25 protein-coding genes and 1 other annotated feature are annotated in these 21994 nt (G+C 51.1%); of the genes, 10 read left to right on the top strand and 15 right to left on the bottom strand.

Annotated features, from left to right (window positions below; translation table 11 throughout):
* Positions 1-343 precede the first annotated feature (343 nt).
* From I6L74_RS17010 to thrS, 10 genes are all read right to left on the bottom strand, one after another.
* The gene (locus I6L74_RS17010) at positions 344-883 is read right to left on the bottom strand and encodes a cysteine hydrolase family protein (RefSeq protein WP_059178195.1); all 540 of its coding nucleotides are present in this window, start codon (positions 881-883) and stop codon (positions 344-346) included.
* A gap of 298 nt (positions 884-1181) precedes the next feature.
* Positions 1182-2162: a vitamin B12 ABC transporter permease BtuC gene (gene btuC, locus I6L74_RS17005; RefSeq protein WP_059178196.1), complete on the bottom strand. Its 981-nt coding sequence runs from the start codon at positions 2160-2162 to the stop codon at positions 1182-1184.
* Positions 2163-2261: 99 nt separating this feature from the next.
* Complete coding sequence (gene ihfA / locus I6L74_RS17000) at positions 2262-2561, bottom strand: integration host factor subunit alpha (RefSeq protein ID WP_003857805.1); 300 nt, start codon at positions 2559-2561, stop codon at positions 2262-2264.
* A 4-nt stretch (positions 2562-2565) separates the two neighbouring features.
* Positions 2566-4953, bottom strand: coding sequence for a phenylalanine--tRNA ligase subunit beta (gene pheT / locus I6L74_RS16995; RefSeq protein WP_059178197.1), 2388 nt, complete (start codon positions 4951-4953; stop codon positions 2566-2568).
* Positions 4954-4968: 15 nt separating this feature from the next.
* Positions 4969-5952, bottom strand: a complete 984-nt coding sequence (gene pheS, locus I6L74_RS16990) for a phenylalanine--tRNA ligase subunit alpha (protein ID WP_012017123.1) — start codon at positions 5950-5952, stop codon at positions 4969-4971.
* A 40-nt stretch (positions 5953-5992) separates the two neighbouring features.
* Positions 5993-6116 (bottom strand) — a sequence feature (Phe leader region).
* Entirely contained in the window at positions 6067-6111 is a 45-nt protein-coding gene (gene pheM / locus I6L74_RS16985; RefSeq protein ID WP_001386830.1) for a pheST operon leader peptide PheM, read from the bottom strand. Its footprint overlaps the feature before it by 45 nt.
* A gap of 118 nt (positions 6117-6234) precedes the next feature.
* Entirely contained in the window at positions 6235-6591 is a 357-nt protein-coding gene (gene rplT / locus I6L74_RS16980; protein ID WP_012017122.1) for a 50S ribosomal protein L20, read from the bottom strand.
* A gap of 52 nt (positions 6592-6643) precedes the next feature.
* Positions 6644-6841: a 50S ribosomal protein L35 gene (rpmI, locus tag I6L74_RS16975; RefSeq protein WP_012017121.1), complete on the bottom strand. Its 198-nt coding sequence runs from the start codon at positions 6839-6841 to the stop codon at positions 6644-6646.
* 96 nt (positions 6842-6937) lie between these two features.
* On the bottom strand, positions 6938-7480 hold the full coding sequence (gene infC / locus I6L74_RS16970; protein ID WP_071818735.1) for a translation initiation factor IF-3: 543 nt from the start codon (positions 7478-7480) through the stop codon (positions 6938-6940).
* Between the two features lie 3 nt (positions 7481-7483).
* Positions 7484-9412 carry a threonine--tRNA ligase gene (gene thrS, locus I6L74_RS16965; protein WP_059178198.1) on the bottom strand — a complete coding sequence of 643 codons (1929 nt, stop codon included), beginning with the start codon at positions 9410-9412 and terminating at the stop codon, positions 7484-7486.
* 326 nt (positions 9413-9738) lie between these two features.
* Between thrS and yncL the strand changes: the two genes are divergently transcribed.
* Positions 9739-9831 carry a stress response membrane protein YncL gene (gene yncL / locus I6L74_RS16960; RefSeq protein ID WP_072241782.1) on the top strand — a complete coding sequence of 31 codons (93 nt, stop codon included), beginning with the start codon at positions 9739-9741 and terminating at the stop codon, positions 9829-9831.
* 66 nt (positions 9832-9897) lie between these two features.
* The gene (gene yniD / locus I6L74_RS16955) at positions 9898-10005 is read left to right on the top strand and encodes a small membrane protein YniD (RefSeq protein WP_096759519.1); all 108 of its coding nucleotides are present in this window, start codon (positions 9898-9900) and stop codon (positions 10003-10005) included.
* 210 nt (positions 10006-10215) lie between these two features.
* Here yniD and I6L74_RS16950 read toward each other — a convergent pair whose 3' ends face one another.
* Together I6L74_RS16950 and I6L74_RS16945 are read right to left on the bottom strand one after the other, a co-directional pair.
* On the bottom strand, positions 10216-10449 hold the full coding sequence (locus tag I6L74_RS16950) for a YdgH/BhsA/McbA family protein (RefSeq protein WP_059178199.1): 234 nt from the start codon (positions 10447-10449) through the stop codon (positions 10216-10218).
* A gap of 262 nt (positions 10450-10711) precedes the next feature.
* On the bottom strand, positions 10712-11470 hold the full coding sequence (locus I6L74_RS16945; protein WP_059178200.1) for a DUF481 domain-containing protein: 759 nt from the start codon (positions 11468-11470) through the stop codon (positions 10712-10714).
* A 293-nt stretch (positions 11471-11763) separates the two neighbouring features.
* Between I6L74_RS16945 and pfkB the strand changes: the two genes are divergently transcribed.
* The 3 genes from pfkB to I6L74_RS16930 all read left to right on the top strand — a co-directional run bounded on the left by pfkB (position 11764) and on the right by I6L74_RS16930 (position 14055).
* On the top strand, positions 11764-12696 hold the full coding sequence (gene pfkB / locus I6L74_RS16940) for a 6-phosphofructokinase II (protein ID WP_059178201.1): 933 nt from the start codon (positions 11764-11766) through the stop codon (positions 12694-12696).
* Between the two features lie 102 nt (positions 12697-12798).
* The gene (gene ghoS, locus I6L74_RS16935; RefSeq protein ID WP_059178202.1) at positions 12799-13089 is read left to right on the top strand and encodes a type V toxin-antitoxin system endoribonuclease antitoxin GhoS; all 291 of its coding nucleotides are present in this window, start codon (positions 12799-12801) and stop codon (positions 13087-13089) included.
* 105 nt (positions 13090-13194) lie between these two features.
* The gene (locus I6L74_RS16930; RefSeq protein ID WP_059178203.1) at positions 13195-14055 is read left to right on the top strand and encodes a fructosamine kinase family protein; all 861 of its coding nucleotides are present in this window, start codon (positions 13195-13197) and stop codon (positions 14053-14055) included.
* A gap of 49 nt (positions 14056-14104) precedes the next feature.
* Here the strand turns inward: I6L74_RS16930 and I6L74_RS16925 are convergent, their stop codons facing one another.
* Positions 14105-14641, bottom strand: coding sequence for a YniB family protein (locus tag I6L74_RS16925; RefSeq protein ID WP_059178204.1), 537 nt, complete (start codon positions 14639-14641; stop codon positions 14105-14107).
* A gap of 147 nt (positions 14642-14788) precedes the next feature.
* On the opposite strand from I6L74_RS16925, the gene hxpB reads away from it, so the two are divergent.
* From hxpB to I6L74_RS16905, 4 genes are all read left to right on the top strand, one after another.
* Positions 14789-15460 (top strand): hexitol phosphatase HxpB, encoded by a 672-nt coding sequence (gene hxpB, locus I6L74_RS16920; protein ID WP_059178205.1) that lies wholly within the window; start codon positions 14789-14791, stop codon positions 15458-15460.
* A 146-nt stretch (positions 15461-15606) separates the two neighbouring features.
* Positions 15607-16368, top strand: coding sequence for a 2-dehydro-3-deoxy-D-gluconate 5-dehydrogenase KduD (kduD, locus tag I6L74_RS16915; RefSeq protein ID WP_059178206.1), 762 nt, complete (start codon positions 15607-15609; stop codon positions 16366-16368).
* A gap of 94 nt (positions 16369-16462) precedes the next feature.
* Positions 16463-17053 carry a metal-dependent hydrolase gene (locus tag I6L74_RS16910; RefSeq protein WP_059178207.1) on the top strand — a complete coding sequence of 197 codons (591 nt, stop codon included), beginning with the start codon at positions 16463-16465 and terminating at the stop codon, positions 17051-17053.
* Positions 17054-17180: 127 nt separating this feature from the next.
* Positions 17181-18572, top strand: coding sequence for an L-cystine transporter (locus I6L74_RS16905; RefSeq protein ID WP_059178208.1), 1392 nt, complete (start codon positions 17181-17183; stop codon positions 18570-18572).
* Positions 18573-18656: 84 nt separating this feature from the next.
* Here I6L74_RS16905 and tnpA read toward each other — a convergent pair whose 3' ends face one another.
* A complete protein-coding gene (tnpA, locus tag I6L74_RS16900; RefSeq protein ID WP_059178209.1) occupies positions 18657-19091 on the bottom strand; it encodes an IS200/IS605 family transposase in 435 nt (144 codons plus the stop codon).
* 156 nt (positions 19092-19247) lie between these two features.
* Positions 19248-19502 (bottom strand): cell division activator CedA, encoded by a 255-nt coding sequence (cedA, locus tag I6L74_RS16895; protein WP_255210202.1) that lies wholly within the window; start codon positions 19500-19502, stop codon positions 19248-19250.
* 206 nt (positions 19503-19708) lie between these two features.
* On the opposite strand from cedA, the gene katE reads away from it, so the two are divergent.
* A complete protein-coding gene (gene katE, locus I6L74_RS16890; RefSeq protein WP_059178210.1) occupies positions 19709-21967 on the top strand; it encodes a catalase HPII in 2259 nt (752 codons plus the stop codon).
* Positions 21968-21994 lie beyond the last annotated feature (27 nt).

Below are 21994 nucleotides of genomic sequence, written 5' to 3'. Positions count from 1 at the left end.
CAGAACCCTCATAAATATTTACGAGGAATAGTTGCACAGATGAAGGCAACCTGTCTTCTTAAACACAACAAAACAGTCTAACAATCCGTTAAGACACGATTTATCTCAACGCGACTCCCCCTCCCCTTTTTACCGTATCGTCTGGCCCTCGTGCTTAAGGGACAGCGGCCTGAGCCCGTTAATTAATACATCGTGGTATGAATCGTACCCCGTTGTGATACCCCTTGCGAACTTCCGCTCCTCACTCAGAGCAGACTGTATTCTGTCGCAGTCTGCTCCGTGCCAGAAGCGGAAATTGGCTTTACGAGCCGCCCTGCATACGGCGCTCATTTCGAGCTCATTTCTAAGAATCAAAGCGCCAGCCAGCGGCAGTTGACAGCGTCACAAACGGACCCGCCAGCGTCATATTGTGATGACCTATGATCTCTTTTGCTGACAAGTGTCCATTATCCATCGTTGTATGCGCATCAGAAATCAGTACGGTTCTGAATCCCAGTTCCGGTGCTGCGCGGCAGGTGGAGTCCACACAAAACTCAGTTTTCATCCCGGCAATAACCAGTTGCGTTATACCGCGTTTGATAAGTTGATGCCGCAGGTCGGTATCCCGAAAACAATTGGGATACTTTTTAATAAACACGATATCCCGCTGAGCGTTCACGTTTAGTTCAGACAGGAGTTGTGTTAACGGACTTTGCTCGGAGAATGGGGAATCATCAGGTCCGGTGTGGCGGGCAAAAAATACGGGCACATGAGCCTGCCTCGCTTTAGCAATCAGCTCGCAAACATTAGACAGAACGGCTTCTGCTGAATGTGGAGAGGCCGGGCCGCGGAAAAGACCTTCCTGCATATCAATGATTAACAGTGCGCTTTCAGGTAATGACATCAAATTTCTCCATTCAAATTATCATGAACGGAGAACAGGTCCCCGTCCGGTTTGGCGGGGAGCGTAGCGCTGTTTTGTCAGGTGCCGGTCACAGATACGCTCACGCCGCCGCAGAAAGCGGTGGTTGCACGTGTCGTGGTAGCAGGGACTGACATACGCATTTTATGACCTAGATTGTTTTTATCTGGAATCAAAATTAGCACACCTCCCGATAAAAAACCTTTTAAATTATACAGCTGTACACGGCCGAATACTGGCTTCGCACCCTTAAGATGGTGCATGAAAATGCACCGAGGGTTTAGCGCCCGGCCTTTAAGAGTAGCCAGATAAATACAGGTGCGCCCAGCGTCGCCGTCACGACGCCGATGGGCAACTCCGCTGCGGTCAGTGCAAGACGGGCAATAATGTCGGCGATGAGCAGCGTTGCGGCACCGGCAACAGCGGATGCGGGTAATAATGTACGGTGGTCGGTCATTCCGCCGAGGCGCAGCATATGCGGGATGACAAGGCCGATAAATCCAATCGCCCCCGCCAGGGCAACGCTTACGCCGACCATCCAGCCGAGTGCGATGACCAGTATTTTGCGCCATAAGTCGATCGACAGGCCCAGTTGACGGGCCGAGGTTTCGCCTAAGGCCAGCATGTTCAATGGCGCTGACTGACATGATGCCCAGACAATAATGGGCAACAGCAGCAGCATTAACCAGCCCTGACGCCAGTCTACGCCACCAAACCCTCCCATCATCCAGTACATCAGTTGGCGCAGATCAAACGATGTTGAGAAATACACCGCCCATGTCATCAGGGCGCTACAAATAATCCCCAGCGCGACGCCGGCCAGTAACAATCGGCTGGTCGACAGATTTCGTCTGGCAAAACGAAGCAAAATCACCGTGATCAGCAATGCCCCGGCGATAGCGCTGATGCTGACGATCCAGCCTGACAGCGCCCCTGCGCCAAGCATCACTGCCGCGATAAGCCCGACGCCTGCGCCATTCGAGACCCCAAGCAATCCCGGCTCTGCCAGTGGGTTCTCAAACAAAGCCTGCATCATCGTCCCGCACAAGGCCAGCGCGGCACCTACCAGTATCACCGCCACTGTGCGCGGCAAACGAATTTGCCAGACAAAAAGTTGGCCCTGCTCGCTCATCCAGTTTTCTGGCCCAATCCACTGGTCGCCCGCACAAAGGCTGACCGTCATAGCCACGACGAGTAATGCCAGGAGCACGAGTAACCCGCGCAGATCGGAGCGATGTTGACGAGAGGCATAATCATGCATGGGTATTGTTTTCATGTGGGAGATGTCATTGATTTTACGGCGGGTACGCGGGAGAGCAAAGAAAAAAGGCCGCATCAGCGGCCTTTTTAGGTAGTTCAATTACTCTGCTTTAGGCGTTGCGTTTTCGACACGGCTTTTTAACTTCTGTCCGGGTCTGAAGGTCACCACGCGGCGGGCTGTAATGGGAATATCTTCCCCCGTCTTCGGGTTACGGCCCGGACGTTGGTTTTTGTCTCGCAAATCAAAATTGCCGAAACCGGACAGTTTAACCTGCTCACCGTTTTCCAGAGCACGACGGATCTCTTCGAAAAACAGCTCTACCAGTTCTTTGGCATCCCGTTTGCTAAGCCCAAGCTTATCAAACAGATATTCTGACATTTCAGCTTTTGTAAGCGCCATAGGTTCAATCCCTCAATGATGCCTGGAATCGCTCTTTTAATGCCTCTACACATTTGGCGACGGTAGCGGCAATCTCCTCTTCTTCGAGTGTACGGCTGGTATCCTGAAGGATAAGGCTAATAGCGAGGCTCTTAAAACCTTCTGCTACGCCCTTGCCGCGGTACACGTCAAATAAGTTTACGCCAACTACCTGATTTACGCCAACTTTCTTACATTCGGCCAAAATATCTGCTGCGGGCACGTTTTCAGCCACCACAACGGCGATATCACGACGGTTCGCCGGGAAGCGAGAAACGTCCTGAGCCTGAGGAATGACGCGGTCTGCGACCTTGTTCCACTCCAGCTCGAACACCATAGTGCGGCCGTTCAGATCCAGTTTGCGTTCCAGCTCAGGGTGAACAACACCAATGAAACCAATGCGTTCACCTTGTAAATAAATGGCAGCACTTTGGCCCGGATGCAAGCCCTGGCAGGCTTCAGCACGGAATTCAATTTCAGATAATTTACCGGTCAGATCGAGAACGGACTCCAGATCGCCTTTCACATCGTAAAAATCAACGCTGTTTTTCGTCAGATCCCAATGCTCTTCGTAGCGATTGCCGCAGATAGCACCTGCCAGCATCAGATCCTGGCGAATCCCGAGATTAGCCTGCGTATCAGGAACAAAACGCAGACCGGTTTCGAAGATACGGACACGGCTCTGCTGACGGTTCTGATTATAAACGATAGTACCGAGCAGACCGGTCAACAGGGAAAGTCGCATCGCAGACATTTCGCTGGAGATCGGATTTGGCAGAATCAGGGCTTCATGACCCGGATGCACCAGCTGCTGCAGTTTGGGATCAACGAAGCTATAGGTAATCACTTCCTGATAGCCTTTGTCGTTAAGCATGGTTTTCACACGCTTCAACGACAGATCGGCTTCTCGGTGAGTCCCCATGATCAAACCTGCTTGCACTGGCTCATCGGGAATATTGTTGTAGCCGTATACACGCGCCACTTCTTCTACCAGATCTTCTTCGATTGAAATATCGAAACGCCAGCTCGGCGCAATGGCCTGCCACTGATCCTGACCTTCTGTGACGTCACAGCCCAGGCGACGCAGAATGTCGCTGACCTGCGCATCGGCAATATGATGACCAATCAGGCGATCCAGTTTACTGCGACGCAGCGTGATGGTTGCGCATTTTGGCAGCATTGCTTCGTTGGTCACATCGATGACCGGACCTGCTTCACCGCCGCAGATGTCGATCAGCAGGCGCGTTGCACGCTCCATCGCTTTGTACTGCAGAGCCGGATCAACACCGCGTTCATAACGGTGAGAGGCATCGGTATGCAAACCATGACGACGCGCGCGACCGGTGATAGACAGCGGGCTGAAGAATGCGCATTCCAGCAGCACATTCTGGGTTTCGTCATTTACGCCCGAATGTTCACCACCAAAGATGCCGCCCATTGCCAGCGCTTTGTTGTGATCGGCAATAACCAGAGTGTCTGCGCTGAGCTTCGCTTCGCTACCGTCGAGCAGAACCAGAGTTTCCCCCTCTTCCGCCATACGCACCACAATCCCGCCTTCGATACGATCTTTATCGAAAGCATGCATCGGCTGGCCCAGTTCGAGCAGCACGAAGTTGGTGACGTCAACAACCGCGTCGATTGAACGGATGCCACAGCGACGCAGCTTCTCTTTCATCCACAGCGGTGTAGGCGCTTTAACGTTGATGCCTTTCACTACGCGGCCCAGGTAACGCGGACACGCATCAGCGGCCTCAACCTGAATCGGCAGCGTGTCGGCAATGGTTGCCGCTACAGGCGCAATCTCTGGCGTGTTCAGCTCGGTTTGATTTATCACGGCCACATCGCGGGCCACGCCGATAATACCTAAGCAGTCGGCACGGTTCGGGGTGACGCTGATTTCAATCGTGTTGTCATCAAGCTTGAGGTACTCGCGAATATCGGTGCCAATCGGTGCATCGACAGGAAGTTCGATGATGCCGTTATGGTCGTCGGAAATCCCGAGTTCAGAGAAGGAGCACAGCATCCCCTCTGATGGCTCGCCACGCAGTTTGGCGGCTTTGATTTTGAAATCGCCCGGCAGAACCGCGCCCACAGTGGCTACGGCCACTTTCAGCCCTTGACGGCAATTTGGCGCACCGCAGACGATATCCAACAGGCGTTCGCCACCGACGTTAACCTTTGTGACGCGCAGCTTGTCAGCATTCGGGTGCTGGCCGCACTCGACCACTTCACCCACAACCACGCCGTTAAATGCGCCGGAAACGGGTTCCACGCCATCGACTTCCAGACCGGCCATAGTGATCTGGTTAGAAAGTGCTTCACTGTCGAGCGTCGTGTTTACCCATTCGCGTAACCACAGTTCACTGAATTTCATTGTTCTGTCCTGCCCTTATTTAAACTGTTTGAGGAAACGCAGATCGTTTTCGAAGAATGCGCGCAAATCGGTTACGCCATAACGCAGCATCGTCAGACGCTCCATGCCCATACCGAAGGCAAAGCCGGAATAAATTTCCGGATCAATACCCACGTTGCGCAGTACGTTCGGATGAACCATGCCGCAGCCCAGAACTTCGAGCCATTTGCCATTTTTACCCATCACGTCAACTTCCGCAGACGGTTCAGTGAACGGGAAATAGGACGGACGGAAACGAACCTGCAAATCTTCCTCAAAGAAGTTGTTCAGGAAGTCATGAAGCGTGCCTTTCAGATTGGTAAAGCTGATGTTTTTATCAACGATCAGGCCTTCCATTTGATGGAACATTGGCGTGTGGGTCTGATCGTAATCGTTACGGTACACGCGACCCGGCGCGATGATGCGGATCGGCGGCGCTTGTTCCTTCATGGTACGGATCTGCACGCCAGAGGTCTGGGTACGCAGCAAACGCGTGGCATCAAACCAGAACGTGTCGTGGTCAGCGCGTGCCGGATGATGGCCAGGAATATTGAGGGCATCGAAGTTATGGTAGTCATCTTCGATTTCCGGGCCAGTCGCCACGGTAAAGCCGAGCTCACCGAAGAAACTTTCAATGCGATCGATGGTGCGAGTCACCGGATGTAGACCGCCGTTCTCGATACGACGTCCCGGCAAGGAAACATCAATCGTTTCTTCAGCCAGCCGCGCGTTCAATGCGGCGCTTTCCAGGTCAGATTTACGCGCGTTTAACGCTTGCTGAACCTGTTCTTTCGCTTCGTTGATGACTGCACCTGCAGCCGGGCGCTCTTCAGGCGGCAGCTCCCGCAGGGTGGTCATTTGAAGGGTCAAATGCCCTTTTTTACCCAGATATTCGACGCGGACATTGTCTAGTGCGGCAACATCTGAGGCTTGATTAATGGCGGCCGTTGCATTGGCAACCAGCTCTGCGAGATGTGACATGTTTTTCCTCGTTATGTGGCGATATTCATCAGCGACAGAAACAAAAAAAGCCTCCATCAGGAGGCTTTCCGGCGCTGTTTTTCGTTTCATCTTTCACGCGCAAGCCTCCTGAAATCAGGTGCTAAAGTAAAAGAAGAAGCGGAAAATAGCAGCATTCATGCTTGCGTTACCTTGTGTGGTACATGCCGTAAGGCCTTATTGAAAAGGCTAGACGGAGAATTGTCAATTATTTGATAGCCTTGTGAAACAAAAGAGGGAGCAAAGCCCCCTCTTTCAACTGGCTTATGCCAGTGCTGCTTTCGCTTTTTCGACCAGAGCTGTGAACGCTAATTTGTCGAATACTGCGATGTCAGCCAGAATCTTACGGTCGATTTCAACAGAGGCTTTTTTCAGGCCGTTGATGAATTTGCTGTAAGAAATACCGTTCTGACGTGCTGCTGCGTTGATACGCGCAATCCACAGTTGACGGAACTGACGCTTACGTTGACGACGGTCACGGTAAGCATACTGACCAGCTTTGATAACAGCCTGGAAGGCAACGCGGTATACGCGTGAACGCGCACCGTAGTAGCCTTTGGCTTGTTTCAAAATTTTCTTGTGACGTGCACGGGCAACTACACCACGTTTTACGCGAGCCATATGTGCTCTCCTGTATCTATTCTAATTAAAAAGTTAAAAAAACGTTAACGACTTATGCGTACGGCAGGCACGCGATAACCAGACCCAAATCGCCTTTAGAAACCATGGCTTTTGGACGCAGGTGACGTTTACGCTTGGTAGCTTTTTTAGTCAGAATGTGACGCAGGTTAGCACGCTTGTGTTTAAATCCACCTTTACCGGTTTTTTTAAAACGCTTAGCAGCACCGCGTACGGTCTTAATTTTTGGCATTTTAATAACTTCCACTTCGCATTGTTAATAAACGAAACATAGGCGAACAAAATCTGCGAAGCCCGTAGGCTCCACAGATCTTGCTACTTGAAGGCCTTACTGTTTCTTCTTAGGAGCGAGCACCATGATCATCTGGCGGCCTTCGATCTTCGATGGGAAGGATTCGACCACTGCCAGTTCACTCAGATCGTCACGGACGCGATTAAGCACTTCCATACCGATCTGCTGGTGAGCCATCTCACGACCGCGGAAACGCAGCGTGATCTTAGCTTTATCACCCTCTTCCAGAAAGCGTACCAGGCTGCGGAGTTTTACCTGGTAATCGCCATCGTCTGTGCCAGGTCGGAATTTAATTTCCTTAACCTGAATAACTTTTTGCTTTTTCTTCTGTTCCTTAGAAGACTTGCTCTTTTCATAGAGGAACTTGCCGTAATCCATGATACGACAAACTGGCGGCTCGGCGTTAGGGCTGATTTCGACTAAGTCTACTCCGGACTCTTCTGCTTTTTCCAGAGCTTCTCTCAGACTCACAATACCAAGCTGCTCGCCTTCCAGACCTGTTAAGCGAACTTCTTGCGCGCGAATTTCGCTATTAATACGATTCGGGCGCGCCGTTTGAACTCGTTTTCCGCCTTTAATACCTTATACCTCCAGTTGTTGAAGACTGCGGCTGCGAATCTCTAGTCGCAGCTTCTCAATCACTTCATTTACGTCCAGGCTGCCCAAGTCTTTACCACGGCGGGTGCGAACGGCAACTTTGCCTGATTCCACCTCTTTATCACCGCAGACCAACATGTAAGGGACACGACGTAATGTGTGCTCACGGATTTTAAAGCCAATCTTCTCATTTCTCAAGTCCGCTTTTACGCGAATGCCCGCATTTTGTAGTTTCTGCGTCAATTCTTTAACGTAATCAGCCTGAGAATCGGTAATATTCATCACCACGACCTGCACTGGCGCAAGCCAGGTTGGGAAGAAGCCTGCGAATTCTTCGGTAAGAATACCGATAAAGCGTTCAATAGAACCCAGAATCGCACGGTGAATCATAACCGGAATCTGACGCTCGTTGTCTTCGCCAACATAAGAGGCGCTTAAACGCTGCGGCAGAGAGAAGTCCAGCTGCACCGTACCGCACTGCCAGGCGCGGTCGAGACAGTCATACAGTGTAAATTCGATTTTCGGACCGTAGAATGCGCCTTCACCCAGTTGATACTCAAATGGAATGTTATTTTCTTCAAGCGCAACTGCCAGATCCGCCTCAGCACGATCCCAGGTCTCGTCACTGCCGATACGTTTTTCCGGACGAGTTGAGAGTTTGACAACGATTTTCTCGAAGCCAAAAGTGCTATACATATCGTAGACCATACGAATACAGGCGTTAACTTCCTCTCGCACCTGACCTTCAGTACAGAAGATATGCGCGTCATCCTGAGTAAAGCCGCGTACACGCATCAGACCATGCAATGCACCTGATGGTTCATTACGATGACAGCTACCGAACTCCGCCATACGCAGCGGCAGATCGCGATAAGATTTCAGACCCTGATTAAAGATCTGAACGTGGCCAGGACAGTTCATCGGCTTGATGCAGTATTCGCGGTTCTCTGAAGACGTCGTGAACATCGCATCTTTATAGTTGTCCCAGTGGCCGGTTTTCTCCCACAGCACACGGTCCATCATGAACGGGCCTTTCACTTCCTGATACTGATATTCTTTCAACTTAGAGCGTACGAAAGTTTCCAGTTCACGGAAGATAGTCCAGCCATCGTTATGCCAGAAGACCATACCCGGCGCCTCTTCCTGCATATGATACAGGTCGAGTTGTTTACCGATTTTACGGTGGTCACGCTTCGCTGCTTCTTCCAGACGAACCAGATAAGCATTCAGGGCTTTTTTGTCTGCCCAAGCGGTACCATAAATACGCTGCAACATCTTATTGTTGCTGTCGCCACGCCAGTACGCACCGGCAATCTTCATCAATTTGAAGTGGTGACAGAAACGCATGTTCGGCACGTGCGGTCCACGACACATGTCGACATATTCTTCGTGATGATACAAGCCGGGCTTGTCATCATGCGAAATGTTTTCATCAAGAATAGAAACTTTGTAGTTTTCGCCACGCTTCACGAAGGTTTCACGCGCTTCGTGCCAGCTGACATTCTTCTTGATGACATCGTAGTTAGTTTCGGCGAGCTCGTGCATACGTTTTTCGAGCGCGTCGATGTCTTCCTGAGTCAGAGTATGGTCAAGATCAACGTCATAGTAGAAGCCGTTATCAATAACCGGGCCAATCGCCATTTTGGTATTCGGCCACAGCTGCTTAATAGCATGGCCCAACAGGTGCGCGCAGGAGTGACGAATGATCTCAAGACCTTCGGCATCCTTGGCGGTAATGATGGAAAGCTGTGCGTCGTTTTCAATCAGATCAGAAGCATCAACCAACTCACCGTTTACACGACCAGCGATGGTGGCTTTAGCCAGGCCAGGACCAATGTCCAGGGCAACATCCATCGGGCTTACGGCACGGTCAAAATGGCGTTGACTGCCATCAGGAAGAGTAATTACAGGCATTTTATATCCTTATTTGCAGTGATGCCCCACACATAAGAGCATATACAAAGAAAATAATCGTGTTTTGACAATGGATTACGACACCATCTGACCAACAATCGTCAAATTGGCTCGCCATCCGATACATAACCGTAATCAGACAAACTCCGATTTACGATCTGTTCCCAGATGGTAACACTAACAAAAGGGGGAATGCACTCCCTGCACCGAGATTACTGCATCTACAACTTGCGTATGAGTTGAGTAAGTTTTGCGTTGCGGCGCTCGCGATCTACATTTGCTGGGCTACGCTTTTACAAGGCCTTACAACGAAGGGAGGGCATACTATGAATGTTTCCAGCAGAACGGTTGTCATATTGAATATTCTCTCTGCCGCGGGACTGGTCATGCTGCTTGCGAACAAGTTTAACTGGTTTTGACTCTGCGGGTAGGCTATACATCCTGTATATTGATAAAGAGATGTAAGCTAAACACAAGGAAGGACCATGCCATCAAAACGCTTTGCGAAAAAACACTGGAAAATGGTGGTGGTATTAATCGCTATCTGCGCAGCGATGTTATTATTACGTTGGGCGGCAATGTTGTGGGGCTAAAGAAACGACTCAACATTACGTATGTTAATACATAATGTATCCCGCCTAATACGAATGGGTGATTATACGCTTACAAAGATAAAACATTAATTCGTAAATCTTTAAATAAATTTACGCCTTATCCCATGTTAAAAACCGGTACGTCAGAATCCGGTTTTTACAGGGTGGAATGATGCCAATAATGTCATGCAAAGTCATGACCCGTTAAGATCAAGACCACTCACCCGCCACAAGTTTATGTACATCAAATGCGTCATTCATTGACTGTCCGGTGGATTGTGAACCCGGCGCAATGTTTGAGCCCGCTTCAACATCAGAAGCGCGAGTAATACCGATTTGAGTTGAGGCGTCACTGGTAGACTGTGTAGCTGAATCAGCGGCAAATACACCAAATGAAAGTGTTGAAAGCACCATTGCTGCTGCAGCGGTTTTGAATTTATTCATAATGTTTTTCTCTGTCTTAATTAATGCAAAATAACTTGAGACAAATAAATGCCTGTGTTGTTAGTGTAGATCTGGATCACACTTTTGCATAGTCAATTTATTTATCAAAAAGTGTCAAATAAACTGAAGACTTATCAAGAGAGACAATTATGAAGAAATTATGGAGATAGCGAATAAATAGATTATTTAAAACGCTGTTTACGTTTTAATAGCACGCTTTGTTAAAATAAAAATGGGCCGTAAATATTTCGGCCCGAGAGAATTACATTTTGTAACCTAAGGAAATCGTGGTTCTACGATCTGTATGTTCCGGAGCAGAAGCCGGTGGTTCAGAGTTCCAGGTGACGTTATAAGCGACTTTCAAACCAAAGTGTTCGTTAATCGCCACATTCAGCGCAGTCTCTGAGTTCAGTGTCGTATCATCAGCACCAAATACGGAGACACCCTGAGTGAATTTGGCGTTATCAGTGAACTGCCAGGCATAGGTGCCAGACGCGTAACCCAGCGGTTGCGTTTTGGTATCGCCATCTGTGTATTCGTCATAACGCACACCAGGACCGAATTCAAAACGGAAACTGTGTACTGGCCCGTTCAGGAACTGACGACCATAACCCGCAGTGAACACATCACGCTGACGGTAGCCGTTGTAGCGGTCTGTTAACCAGCTTGCCTGTCCGAAGAGATAATCCGTATCGGTCATGTTGTAACGGCTACGACCGCCAACCGCATACTTCTCAGAAGAGCGCTCGTCGTTAGAGGAGGTGTTACTCGCATTACCCCACAGTGACCAGGCTGTGCTATTTCCATACCACGTCATGGTGGTATCAGCCGTCAGGGAAGAGCTTTTAGTGTTACCCGATTGCGCCAGATAACCAGCGTTAAGGTTGCCTTCAAACGGTTTCTGCGCAGTGGAGGGGTCATCCATGACAGTAAAAACGGTATCATCAGCGGCTGCATACATCGAGGCAAACACGCCTCCCGCCAGCATCATTGCAGCGGGTACTGTCTTCAAAAGCTTCATTTTTAAGGGAGTCCGTACAACAAAAAAAGAGACCATCACGGTCTCGGAAACTTTCTTGAGGATCAATGAGAAGGCATCCGTAGAAAGGTAACAAATTATAAAAAGGCTCATATAACATAGCAATGATTTCTTATTTCATTTTTTGAATAAGAACGATCTTAAACCGACTTTTATTACATAATAAAAAGACGCTATCGCTTTAAACATTTATATTAAAAATCATACTGTTATTTACTTTCTTTTCTGCATAATGAGTGCCAGGCTTAAAGAAGCCATTCTAAAAGGAGGTCATAATGGTACAGATTTACACTCTGACGCTCTCCCCTTCTCTCGACAGTGCCACCCTAACACCACAGATCTACCCTGAGGGCAAACTACGCTGTAGCGCTCCCGTCTTTGAACCCGGCGGTGGAGGCATCAACGTTGCGCGCGCCATTACTCATCTTGGCGGTAAAGCTACCGCCATATTTCCCGCCGGAGGTGCCACCGGTGAACATCTGGTGGCATTACTGGCAGACGAACAGGTCGCCGTTGACACTGTTCAGGCCAAAGACTGGACGCGGCAAAATTTGCACGTTCACGTCGAATCCAGCGGTGAGCAGTATCGTTTCGTGATGCCCGGCGCCATGCTGACTGACGATGAATTCCGTCAGCTGGAAGAGAAAGTCATGGCGATTGAAAGCGGATCGATACTCGTGATCAGCGGCAGTCTGCCACCCGGCGTTAAAACCGAAAAACTCACGCAACTGATCCATGCTGCTCAAAAACAGGGCCTGCGCTGCGTTGTTGATAGTTCAGGCGACGCACTTACGGCAGCGCTGGAATCCGGCGGTCTGGAGCTTATCAAGCCAAACCAAAAAGAGTTGAGCGCGCTGGTGAATCGCGCATTAACGCAGCCCGACGATGTGCGTGCCGCAGCTCAGGAACTGGTACGCAGCGGGAAATCACGCCGCGTGGTGGTATCACTTGGACCGCAGGGTGCGCTCGCCGTTGACGAGTCGGGTTACGTACAGGTCGTTCCCCCGCCGATGAAAAGCCAGAGCACCGTTGGTGCGGGTGACAGTATGGTCGGCGCGATGACGTTAAAACTTGCGCAAGGCGCATCCTTACTGGAGATGACGCGTCATGGCGTTGCGGCAGGCAGCGCCGCCACCATCAACAAAGGGACGCGGCTCTGTTCGCTCGCCGATACGCAAAAAATCGTCGACTATCTCACTCAACAGTAACCCTTGCTTCCCCCTAAACCCTGGGGGAAGTGTGCATAAAGTCGCCAAAATGGCACAATCAACTATGCTAAAAAAACTTTCATAATAACAACGAGGTGAAATATGAGCAGTGGTGATATCACCCGCTACGTGGTAATCGTAAAAATTCATGAAGATTCGCTGACCGAGCTCAACGAAATCACCAATCATTTCTCGCGAGGCGGTTTTTTGCTCACGATGGCGGATGATGAAGGAAACATTCATGACCTGGGCATCAACACTTTTGGGCTGATCAGCACCCTCAGTGCCGATGAAGTCAAAACGCTGGCCAATGGGCTCGTCGAAAGCGCGACAGGCAAAGAAGCCGACATCCAGGTTAACACCTGGGAAGCGTGGCAAAAAAGCGAACAATAAGTGCCCTGTATACATCCAAACGGCTCAGGTGTGCGTTAGCTCGTATTATTTAACGGCGGTTCTGCGCTAACTTTATGATCTGGCGGACAACATGGGAGAATCATCATGTGGCAGGCTATCAATTATCTGTTAAATGAACAGCTGGGCGAAGGGGAAATTGAGCTGCGTAACGAGTTGCCGGGCGGAGAAATCCACGCCGCATGGCATCTGCGGTTTGCCGGACGCGATCTCTTCGTGAAATGTGATGAGCGGGAACTTCTTCCTATCTTCACCGCCGAAGCCGATCAGCTCGAGTTATTGTCGCGCAGCAAAACCGTCTCGGTGCCAAAAGTTTGGGCGCTGGGCAGCGATCGTGACTACAGCTTCCTGGTGATGGATTATCTCCCTGCCCGCCCTCTGGATGCTCACAACGCCTTTTTGTTGGGTCAGCAGATTGCGCGGCTGCACGCGTGGAGCGATCAACCGCAGTTTGGTCTCGATTTTGATAACGATCTCTCGACCACACCGCAGCCCAATGCCTGGCAGCGCCGCTGGTCCACCTTTTTTGCGGAACAACGCATCGGCTGGCAGCTGGAACTTGCTGCGGAAAAAGGTCTCTCATTTGGCAACATTGATGCGATTGTCGACCACGTTCATCAGCGGCTCGCGTCGCACCAGCCGCAACCGTCGTTGCTCCACGGTGACTTATGGTCTGAAAACTGTGCATTAGGACCAAACGGCCCGTATATTTTTGACCCGGCCTGCTACTGGGGCGACCGGGAATGCGATCTGGCGATGTTACCGCTGCATCCTGAACAACCGCCGCAAATCTATGACGGCTATCAGGCTGTTTCACCGCTGCCCCCCGACTTTCTCGATCGACAACCGATCTATCAGCTCTACACGCTGTTTAACCGGGCAATTTTGTTTGGAGGGGAGCATCTGGTCAATGCCCAACGCGCGTTGGACAGGGTTTTAGCGGCATAGGCTCAGAAATAGCCATAAAAAGGGGTGGTCAACACCACCCTGTTTCGCTTTACAGAAATCCCAGCAATGAGAAGAAGAAATACCCACAGACGATAACAATCACCGGCAAAACGTACAGCGGGAATATCTGCAGGAAAATGGTGTGATGCGGCACTACAATGCGTGATTCAATCTGCTCTCGGGTTAAGCCATCAACACCCTTCGCTTGTTCAAGAATCAGTTGATCTTCAACGCCTTCACGCAGAAAACGGGTCTGGCGACTCATGCGTGCCCCCGATGCTTGCAGCGCAAGCGCGATAAAGATCAGTGCAAAGATTATCCAAAACACAATGTTCAATTGCTGCTGAAAATGAGGGGTGGGTGAGTTGTACCAAAAGAAATTCAAAAAAGGCGTATTAAAGCGCATCATCTCAATCATAACATGTGCAAAATCAAGCATAACCGCATTAATACCCGCCTGTTTTTCACTGCGCTCATACATGAATTTCAGCACTGAAATCAGCGTGGAAATCACCGCTGGGATGAAAATTACCCATCCGGCCACGCGTTTTAACACTGCTATGCGTCCAGCTTGTTGATACGTCATCAGTTCCCCTTGATAAAGACGCTCTGTTTGAGCCTAAGTTTACCTTCAGGTGGCGAATTTCGCCTGATATTTAAAAGCGATATGGTAAATTGCTTCTGAGTTCCTGTTTTAACCTTCCGCTGTACCCCTACGAAAGGAGATGTTGTCATGTCGACCCCGCACCAAATTGTTGCTGCCATTTTCGATATGGATGGATTACTGATCGATTCTGAACCTTTGTGGGATCGTGCTGAACTGGATGTGATGGCAAGTATCGGGGTGGACATCAGCCGCCGCGCAGAACTTCCCGATACGCTGGGCCTGCGCATTGATATGGTCGTCGAGCTTTGGTTCGCGCATCAACCGTGGAACGGTCCGAGCCGTGAAGAGGTCACCGCCCGCGTGATCGATAGAGCCATTTCCCTTGTTGAAGAAAAACGTCCCCTGTTGCCTGGCGCCCGCGACGCCATTGCGCTGTGCAAATCTCAGGGGCTAAAAATCGGTCTGGCCTCCGCCTCCCCGCTGCATATGCTGGAAAAAGTACTGGAAATGTTTGATCTGCGCGACAGCTTTGACGCTCTGGCCTCGGCAGAAAAACTGCCGTACAGCAAACCGCATCCGCAGGTGTACATGGACTGTGCCGCAAAACTTGGTGTTGATCCCTTGGCCTGCGTGGCGCTGGAAGATTCCGTGAACGGCATGATCGCCTCTAAAGCGGCACGCATGCGCTCGATTGTCGTTCCGGCCGAAGAAGGCCAGCACGATCCCCGCTTTGCGCTGGCAAATGCGAAGCTGACGTCACTCGTCGATTTAACCCCCGCTCACCTTTTCGGCCAATAGCATCGCGTTTCGGGCAACATGGGGTTGCCCGAAAACATGACCGCCATAATATTTTTAAAACATCATTTCATTTTAATTTGTGTTTCCCCGTAACGGCTTCTATTCTTACCTTCAGAACGACAATAACCCTACACTCTGAGGTACATATGATACTGGATGCCTTTAATCTTTCGGGAAAAGTCGCCATCGTGACAGGATGCGATACGGGCTTAGGCCAGGGAATGACGCTGGGGCTCGCGCAAGCGGGATGCGATATTGTGGGTGTAAACCGCAAAATTCCCGAAGAGACGGCAGCCAAAGTCATCGCCTTAGGTCGACGTTTTATGGCGATACAGGCCGATCTCAGCAAGCAAGACGCCATAGATGACATCGTCAGCAAAACCGCCGCTGAAATGGGTCGCGTCGATATTCTGGTCAATAATGCAGGCACCATCCGCCGGGAAGACGCGCTGACCTTCAGTGAAAAAGACTGGGATGACGTGATCAACCTGAATCTGAAATCGGTGTTCTTCCTTTCCCAGGCCGTCGCACGCCAGTTCATCGCGCAAGGTGAAGGCGGGAAAATCATTAACATCGCCTCAATGCTCTCATTCCAGGGCGGGATTCGTGTGCCTTCGTATACGGCGTCCAAAAGCGGGGTATTAGGAATCACGCGCCTGCTGGCGAACGAGTGGGCAACGCACAATATCAACGTCAACGCCATTGCACCCGGCTACATGGCGACCAACAACACTCAGCAATTGCGCGATGACGAGCAGCGCAGCAAAGAGATTCTCGATCGCATCCCCGCCGCGCGCTGGGGTACGCCTGAAGATCTGCAAGGCCCGGTGGTCTTCCTGGCGTCAGCCGCGTCGGATTACATTAGCGGGTATACCCTCGCCGTTGATGGAGGCTGGCTGGCGCGTTAGCGCCGCTTTGTGACAAAGAGTTACACCGTAACCTCTTCCGCCTACTGTATAAAAACCCTATACTGTATGAATTGACAGTTTCGTGGATTTTATCATGACGGCGGAAGGCCACCTCCTTTTTTCAATTGCCTGCGCAGTGTTTGCCAAAAACGCTGAGCTGACCCCTGTGCTGGCGCAGGGCGACTGGTGGCATATCGTTCCGTCTGCGGTCCTCACCTGCTTGCTGCCAGATATTGATCATCCGAAGTCATTTTTGGGGCAACGGTTAAAATGGATAGCAAAACCTATCGCCCGGGCCTTTGGGCATCGCGGATTTACGCACAGCCTGCTGGCGGTATTTATCCTGCTGACCTGCTTTTACCTCAAAATTCCCGAAAGCTGGATTGTCCCCGCAGATGCCATTCAGGGTATGGTGCTCGGCTATTTGAGCCATATCCTCGCTGATATGCTCACGCCCGCCGGTGTTCCGCTGCTCTGGCCGTGTCGCTGGCGCTTCCGCTTTCCTATTCTGGCTCCGCAAAAAGGCAACCAGCTGGAACGCGTATTATGCATGGCGCTCTTCGCTTACGCGGTATGGATGCCCCAGACGCTGCCCGAAAATGGTGCAGTGCGCTGGTCCTCACAGATGATCAATACGCTGCAATTTCAGTTCAATCGTTTTATTAATCACCAGATTGAACATTAAACCAACAAAATAATCACATCTGTCATAAATCATTCCATTTGGATATAAGCGCCACATCACACTTCTGCTAACCTTGCGCCAACATGATCGGAATATACCGATCGGATAATAAATCAGGAGAACGGGGATGAATTTTCCACTAATCGCGAACATCGTGGTGTTCGTTGTCTTGCTATTGCTGCTGGCGCAGACGCGTCACAAGCAGTGGAGCCTGGCGAAAAAGGTACTCGTAGGTCTGGTCATGGGTGTGGTATTTGGTCTGGCATTGCAGGCGATTTACGGCTCCGATAACCCGGTTCTGAAAGATTCCATTCAGTGGTTTAACGTTGTTGGTAACGGCTACGTCCAACTGCTGCAAATGATCGTCATGCCGCTGGTCTTCGCCTCTATTCTGAGTGCGGTAGCGCGTCTGCATAATGCCTCACAGCTGGGTAAAATCAGCTTCCTGACGATTGGCACTCTGCTCTTCACTACGCTTATCTCTGCGCTGGTCGGTGTGCTGGTGACCAATGTCTTTGGCCTGACCGCTGAAGGTCTGGTGCAGGGCACTGCGGAAACCGCGCGTCTGACGGCTATCGAAACCAACTATGCAGGCAAAGTAGCGGACCTGAGCGTCCCGCAATTGCTGCTCTCTTTCGTGCCGAAAAACCCGTTTGCCGATCTGACTGGTGCAAATCCAACGTCCATTATTAGCGTGGTGATTTTTGCAGCCTTCCTGGGGGTAGCGGCGCTGAAACTGCTGAAAGACGATGCGCCAAAAGGCCAACGCGTTCTGACGGCCATTGACACGCTGCAAAGCTGGGTAATGAAACTGGTGCGTCTGGTTATGCAGTTAACGCCATACGGTGTTCTGGCGCTGATGACCAAAGTCGTCGCGGGTTCTAACCTGCAGGACATCATCAAACTGGGCAGCTTCGTTATTGCCTCTTACCTCGGTCTGGGCATCATGTTTGTCGTTCACGGCATCCTGCTGGGTGTGAACGGCGTCAGCCCGCTGAAATACTTCCGTAAGGTCTGGCCGGTGCTGACGTTCGCATTCACCAGCCGCTCCAGCGCTGCGTCTATTCCGTTGAACGTTGAAGCACAAACGCGTCGTCTGGGTGTGCCGGAGTCGATCGCCAGCTTCTCAGCCTCTTTCGGTGCGACAATTGGCCAGAACGGTTGCGCGGGTCTGTATCCGGCCATGCTGGCCGTTATGGTTGCGCCAACGGTCGGCATCAACCCGCTTGATCCGGTATGGATCGCGACGCTGGTCGGCATCGTGACCGTCAGCTCTGCCGGCGTTGCAGGTGTGGGTGGCGGTGCAACGTTTGCCGCGCTGATCGTACTGCCTGCGATGGGTCTTCCGGTCACGCTGGTTGCACTGCTGATTTCCGTTGAGCCGCTGATCGACATGGGTCGTACCGCGCTGAACGTCAGCGGTTCTATGACCGCCGGGACGCTAACCAGCCAGTGGCTGAAGCAGACCGACAAAGAAATTATGGATAGTGACGAAAACGCCGAGCTGGCGCACCGTTAATCCCGCCAAAGTAAAAGACCACCTTCTTAGAAGGTGGCTTTTGAGAATGCCCCCTGTAAGGGGGGCGATTATCACCTTCTGTTCCTACTCTAGCATTTCCATCTGCTGTTCATGCGTTTGTTCCGTTTTCTCCTGATGCCGCACGTATCGTCTGATAATTTCTTCATTCACCCCAACCGTATCGACAAAATACCCACGGGACCAAAAATGGTTTCCCCATAATTTTTTCCTGATGTGTGGAAAACGGTTGTAGAGCCTGATTGCACTACGCCCTTTCAGATGCCCCATCAGAGTGGATATTGAGATTTTGGGTGGAACGATTACGACAAGATGTACATGATCTGGCTGAATATTTAGCTCAAGGACCTCACAATCTTTTATTCCGCAGAGAATATAGATCGTCCTATACAGTTCCTTGCCAGGCTTATCTTTCAGGATCCTGAAACGGTACTTTGGCGTCCACACTATGTGGTATTTGCAACGCCAATATACATGTGATGAACTCCTGTAAAGCCCCATGTCGGTTTGTCTCCTTTTACTTGTGGTGAGTAAGCAGAGATATTCCGACATGGGCATTCTTCAGGCTATAGCCTTACAGGATCAATCACCACCTCCCTAGGAGGTGGTTTAGGGGTGACAACAAAAAACCGCCCTCGGGCGGTTTTTTTATGTCTGTTATTCCTGAATATCTTGATCCTGACGGATTTGCATCGCCCAGCGTTGGGCAGCTTCCGGCTCACTGAAGGCTGGGGAGCGACGGAAATGTTCACTCATCAGGACAAACGCCACATATTTTCCCCGTAACTGCCAGACATCGCGAAAGCCATCCACCTTCAGGGCGTGAGCGGGCGGCGCAGGTTCGACGCGAGGCACGTAGCTAATAACAGGACGGTTTTGTTGACGAAATGATTTCATAATCAGCTGGTTCACTAAAACAAATTCTGGAAACAGGAAATTCCTATCATAGCCGATTCCCACCCCGTGCGTCGCGCCCGGCATGCACCGCATGCCGCCTTTCGTTAAACGTCCTGTCTGAAAAGTCTCAGTTTGCCCGTCAACAAACTACATTGTTCTATAGTTAACAGGGTTTTTCGCAACAACGATCCACTTCAGCAATGAAAAAGGAGACGAGTGCAATGTCGCATAAAGATAAGAAACATCAACCTCAATCATCGCCCATCCATGGCACAGAGGAATCAAAACCGGGCATGGATTCGCTGGCACCTCAAGACGGCTCTCATAAAGCGACGCCTGAGCCCTCAGCCCCTGGCGAGCAACCAACTGCCTCGGGCAGCGTGAAATCGCCGGATACCGGCAACGATAAACTTAAGTCACTGGAGTCTCACCGCAAGGGCGGAGAAAATCATGCGCTGACGACGAATCAGGGCGTGCGCATCGCCGACGACCAAAACTCGCTACGCGCAGGGAATCGTGGCCCGACGCTGCTTGAAGACTTTATTCTGCGAGAAAAGATCACCCATTTTGACCACGAACGCATTCCGGAACGTATCGTTCATGCACGCGGTTCTGCTGCACACGGTTATTTTCAGCCGTATAAAAATCTCAGCGACATCACCAAAGCCGACTTCCTTTCCGACCCAGATAAAATCACGCCCGTGTTCGTGCGTTTTTCTACCGTTCAGGGCGGCGCGGGCTCTGCTGACACCGTGCGTGATATCCGTGGTTTTGCCACCAAGTTCTACACCGAAGAAGGGATTTTTGATCTCGTTGGCAATAACACACCGGTGTTCTTTATTCAGGATGCGCATAAATTCCCTGACTTTGTCCATGCAGTCAAACCGGAGCCTCACTGGGCAATTCCGCAGGGACAAAGCGCGCACGACACTTTCTGGGACTATATTTCGCTCCAGCCTGAGACGCTGCATAACGTCATGTGGGCCATGTCCGATCGCGGCATTCCGCGTAGCTACCGTACGATGGAAGGGTTTGGTATTCACACGTTCCGCATGATCAATGCTGAAGGGAAAGCCACGTTCGTCCGCTTCCACTGGAAACCGGTGGCGGGTAAAGCCTCGCTGGTGTGGGACGAGGCGCAAAAGCTGACCGGACGCGATCCCGATTTCCACCGTCGTGAGCTGTGGGAATCGATCGAGGCAGGCGATTATCCAGAATACGAGCTTGGGTTACAGCTGATTCCGGAAGAGGATGAGTTCAAATTTGATTTTGACTTGCTGGACCCCACCAAACTCATCCCTGAAGAGCTGGTTCCGGTACAACTGGTCGGTAAAATGGTGCTCAACCGCAACCCCGACAATTTCTTTGCCGAAAACGAACAGGTGGCGTTCCACCCGGGTCATATTGTTCCGGGACTGGACTTCACCAACGATCCGCTCCTGCAGGGCCGTCTGTTCTCTTATACCGATACGCAAATCAGCCGTCTCGGCGGGCCAAACTTCCACGAAATCCCGATCAATCGCCCAACCTGTCCGTACCATAATTTCCAGCGCGACGGGATGCACAGGCAGGATATCGATACCAATCCGGCGAATTATGAACCCAACTCTATCAACGACAACTGGCCGCGTGAAACGCCGCCGGCCCCTAAACGGGGTGGGTTTGAGTCTTATCAGGAACGCGTCGAAGGGACAAAAATCCGCGAGCGTAGCCCGTCGTTTGGCGAATATTACGCCCACCCTCGCCTGTTCTGGCAAAGCCAGACACCGATTGAGCAACAGCATATTATCGGTGCTTTCAGCTTTGAATTAAGCAAAGTGGTGCGCACCTATATTCGCGAGCGCGTCGTGGATCAGCTGGCACATATCGACGTCAAACTGGCGCAAAGCGTTGCCGATAATCTGGGTATTACGCTCAGCGACGAGCAGCGTCATCTTGCGCCACCGAAAGACGTTAACGGACTGAAAAAAGACGCGTCGCTGAGCCTTTACGCTGTGCCAGGCGGAACTATTAAAGGTCGTGTCGTCGCAGTATTGTTGAACGATAAAACCCGTTCCAGCGACGTACTGGCAATCCTGCAAGCGCTCAAAACTAAGGGCGTACACGCTAAACTGCTCTACTCACGAATGGGCGAGGTGACGACCGATGACGGCTCCGTTCTGCCGATTGCCGGAACGTTTGCGGGTGCGCCGTCGCTGACTGTCGATGCCGTTATCGTACCCTGCGGTGATATTAAGAGTCTTCTTGGCAACGGTGACGCCGCCTATTATCTGCTTGAGGCGTACAAGCACCTGAAACCGATCGCACTGGCTGGCGATGCGCGTAAGTTCAAATCGCTGTTGAAAGTGGCCGATAAGGGCGAGGAAGGCCTCGTTGAAGGTGACGGCGCTGACGATCAGTTTATGGATCAGCTATTCGACCAAATGGCCGCACACCGCGTGTGGTCCAGAAGCAGCAAAATCGCCAGTATTCCGGCGTAAACATATCGCCAGTATTCCGGCGTAAAC

The organism is Lelliottia amnigena, assembly GCF_019047465.1.
Lineage (GTDB): Bacteria > Pseudomonadota > Gammaproteobacteria > Enterobacterales > Enterobacteriaceae > Enterobacter > Enterobacter amnigenus.
The sequence above is the reverse complement of the archived record's forward strand: the minus strand, read 5'-3'. Positions and strand labels throughout refer to the sequence as shown.

Bases quoted from the DNA above. Each gene is read 5' to 3' on its own strand.
- I6L74_RS17010 (WP_059178195.1), bottom strand. From the start codon at position 883: ATGTCATTACCTGAAAGCGCACTGTTAATCATTGATATGCAGGAAGGT.
- btuC (WP_059178196.1), bottom strand. From the start codon at position 2,162: ATGCATGATTATGCCTCTCGTCAACATCGCTCCGATCTGCGCGGGTTA.
- ihfA (WP_003857805.1), bottom strand. From the start codon at position 2,561: ATGGCGCTTACAAAAGCTGAAATGTCAGAATATCTGTTTGATAAGCTT.
- pheT (WP_059178197.1), bottom strand. From the start codon at position 4,953: ATGAAATTCAGTGAACTGTGGTTACGCGAATGGGTAAACACGACGCTC.
- pheS (WP_012017123.1), bottom strand. From the start codon at position 5,952: ATGTCACATCTCGCAGAGCTGGTTGCCAATGCAACGGCCGCCATTAAT.
- rplT (WP_012017122.1), bottom strand. From the start codon at position 6,591: ATGGCTCGCGTAAAACGTGGTGTAGTTGCCCGTGCACGTCACAAGAAA.
- rpmI (WP_012017121.1), bottom strand. From the start codon at position 6,841: ATGCCAAAAATTAAGACCGTACGCGGTGCTGCTAAGCGTTTTAAAAAA.
- thrS (WP_059178198.1), bottom strand. From the start codon at position 9,412: ATGCCTGTAATTACTCTTCCTGATGGCAGTCAACGCCATTTTGACCGT.
- yncL (WP_072241782.1), top strand. From the start codon at position 9,739: ATGAATGTTTCCAGCAGAACGGTTGTCATATTGAATATTCTCTCTGCC.
- yniD (WP_096759519.1), top strand. From the start codon at position 9,898: ATGCCATCAAAACGCTTTGCGAAAAAACACTGGAAAATGGTGGTGGTA.
- I6L74_RS16950 (WP_059178199.1), bottom strand. From the start codon at position 10,449: ATGAATAAATTCAAAACCGCTGCAGCAGCAATGGTGCTTTCAACACTT.
- I6L74_RS16945 (WP_059178200.1), bottom strand. From the start codon at position 11,470: ATGAAGCTTTTGAAGACAGTACCCGCTGCAATGATGCTGGCGGGAGGC.
- pfkB (WP_059178201.1), top strand. From the start codon at position 11,764: ATGGTACAGATTTACACTCTGACGCTCTCCCCTTCTCTCGACAGTGCC.
- ghoS (WP_059178202.1), top strand. From the start codon at position 12,799: ATGAGCAGTGGTGATATCACCCGCTACGTGGTAATCGTAAAAATTCAT.
- I6L74_RS16930 (WP_059178203.1), top strand. From the start codon at position 13,195: ATGTGGCAGGCTATCAATTATCTGTTAAATGAACAGCTGGGCGAAGGG.
- I6L74_RS16925 (WP_059178204.1), bottom strand. From the start codon at position 14,641: ATGACGTATCAACAAGCTGGACGCATAGCAGTGTTAAAACGCGTGGCC.
- hxpB (WP_059178205.1), top strand. From the start codon at position 14,789: ATGTCGACCCCGCACCAAATTGTTGCTGCCATTTTCGATATGGATGGA.
- kduD (WP_059178206.1), top strand. From the start codon at position 15,607: ATGATACTGGATGCCTTTAATCTTTCGGGAAAAGTCGCCATCGTGACA.
- I6L74_RS16910 (WP_059178207.1), top strand. From the start codon at position 16,463: ATGACGGCGGAAGGCCACCTCCTTTTTTCAATTGCCTGCGCAGTGTTT.
- I6L74_RS16905 (WP_059178208.1), top strand. From the start codon at position 17,181: ATGAATTTTCCACTAATCGCGAACATCGTGGTGTTCGTTGTCTTGCTA.
- tnpA (WP_059178209.1), bottom strand. From the start codon at position 19,091: ATGGGGCTTTACAGGAGTTCATCACATGTATATTGGCGTTGCAAATAC.
- katE (WP_059178210.1), top strand. From the start codon at position 19,709: ATGTCGCATAAAGATAAGAAACATCAACCTCAATCATCGCCCATCCAT.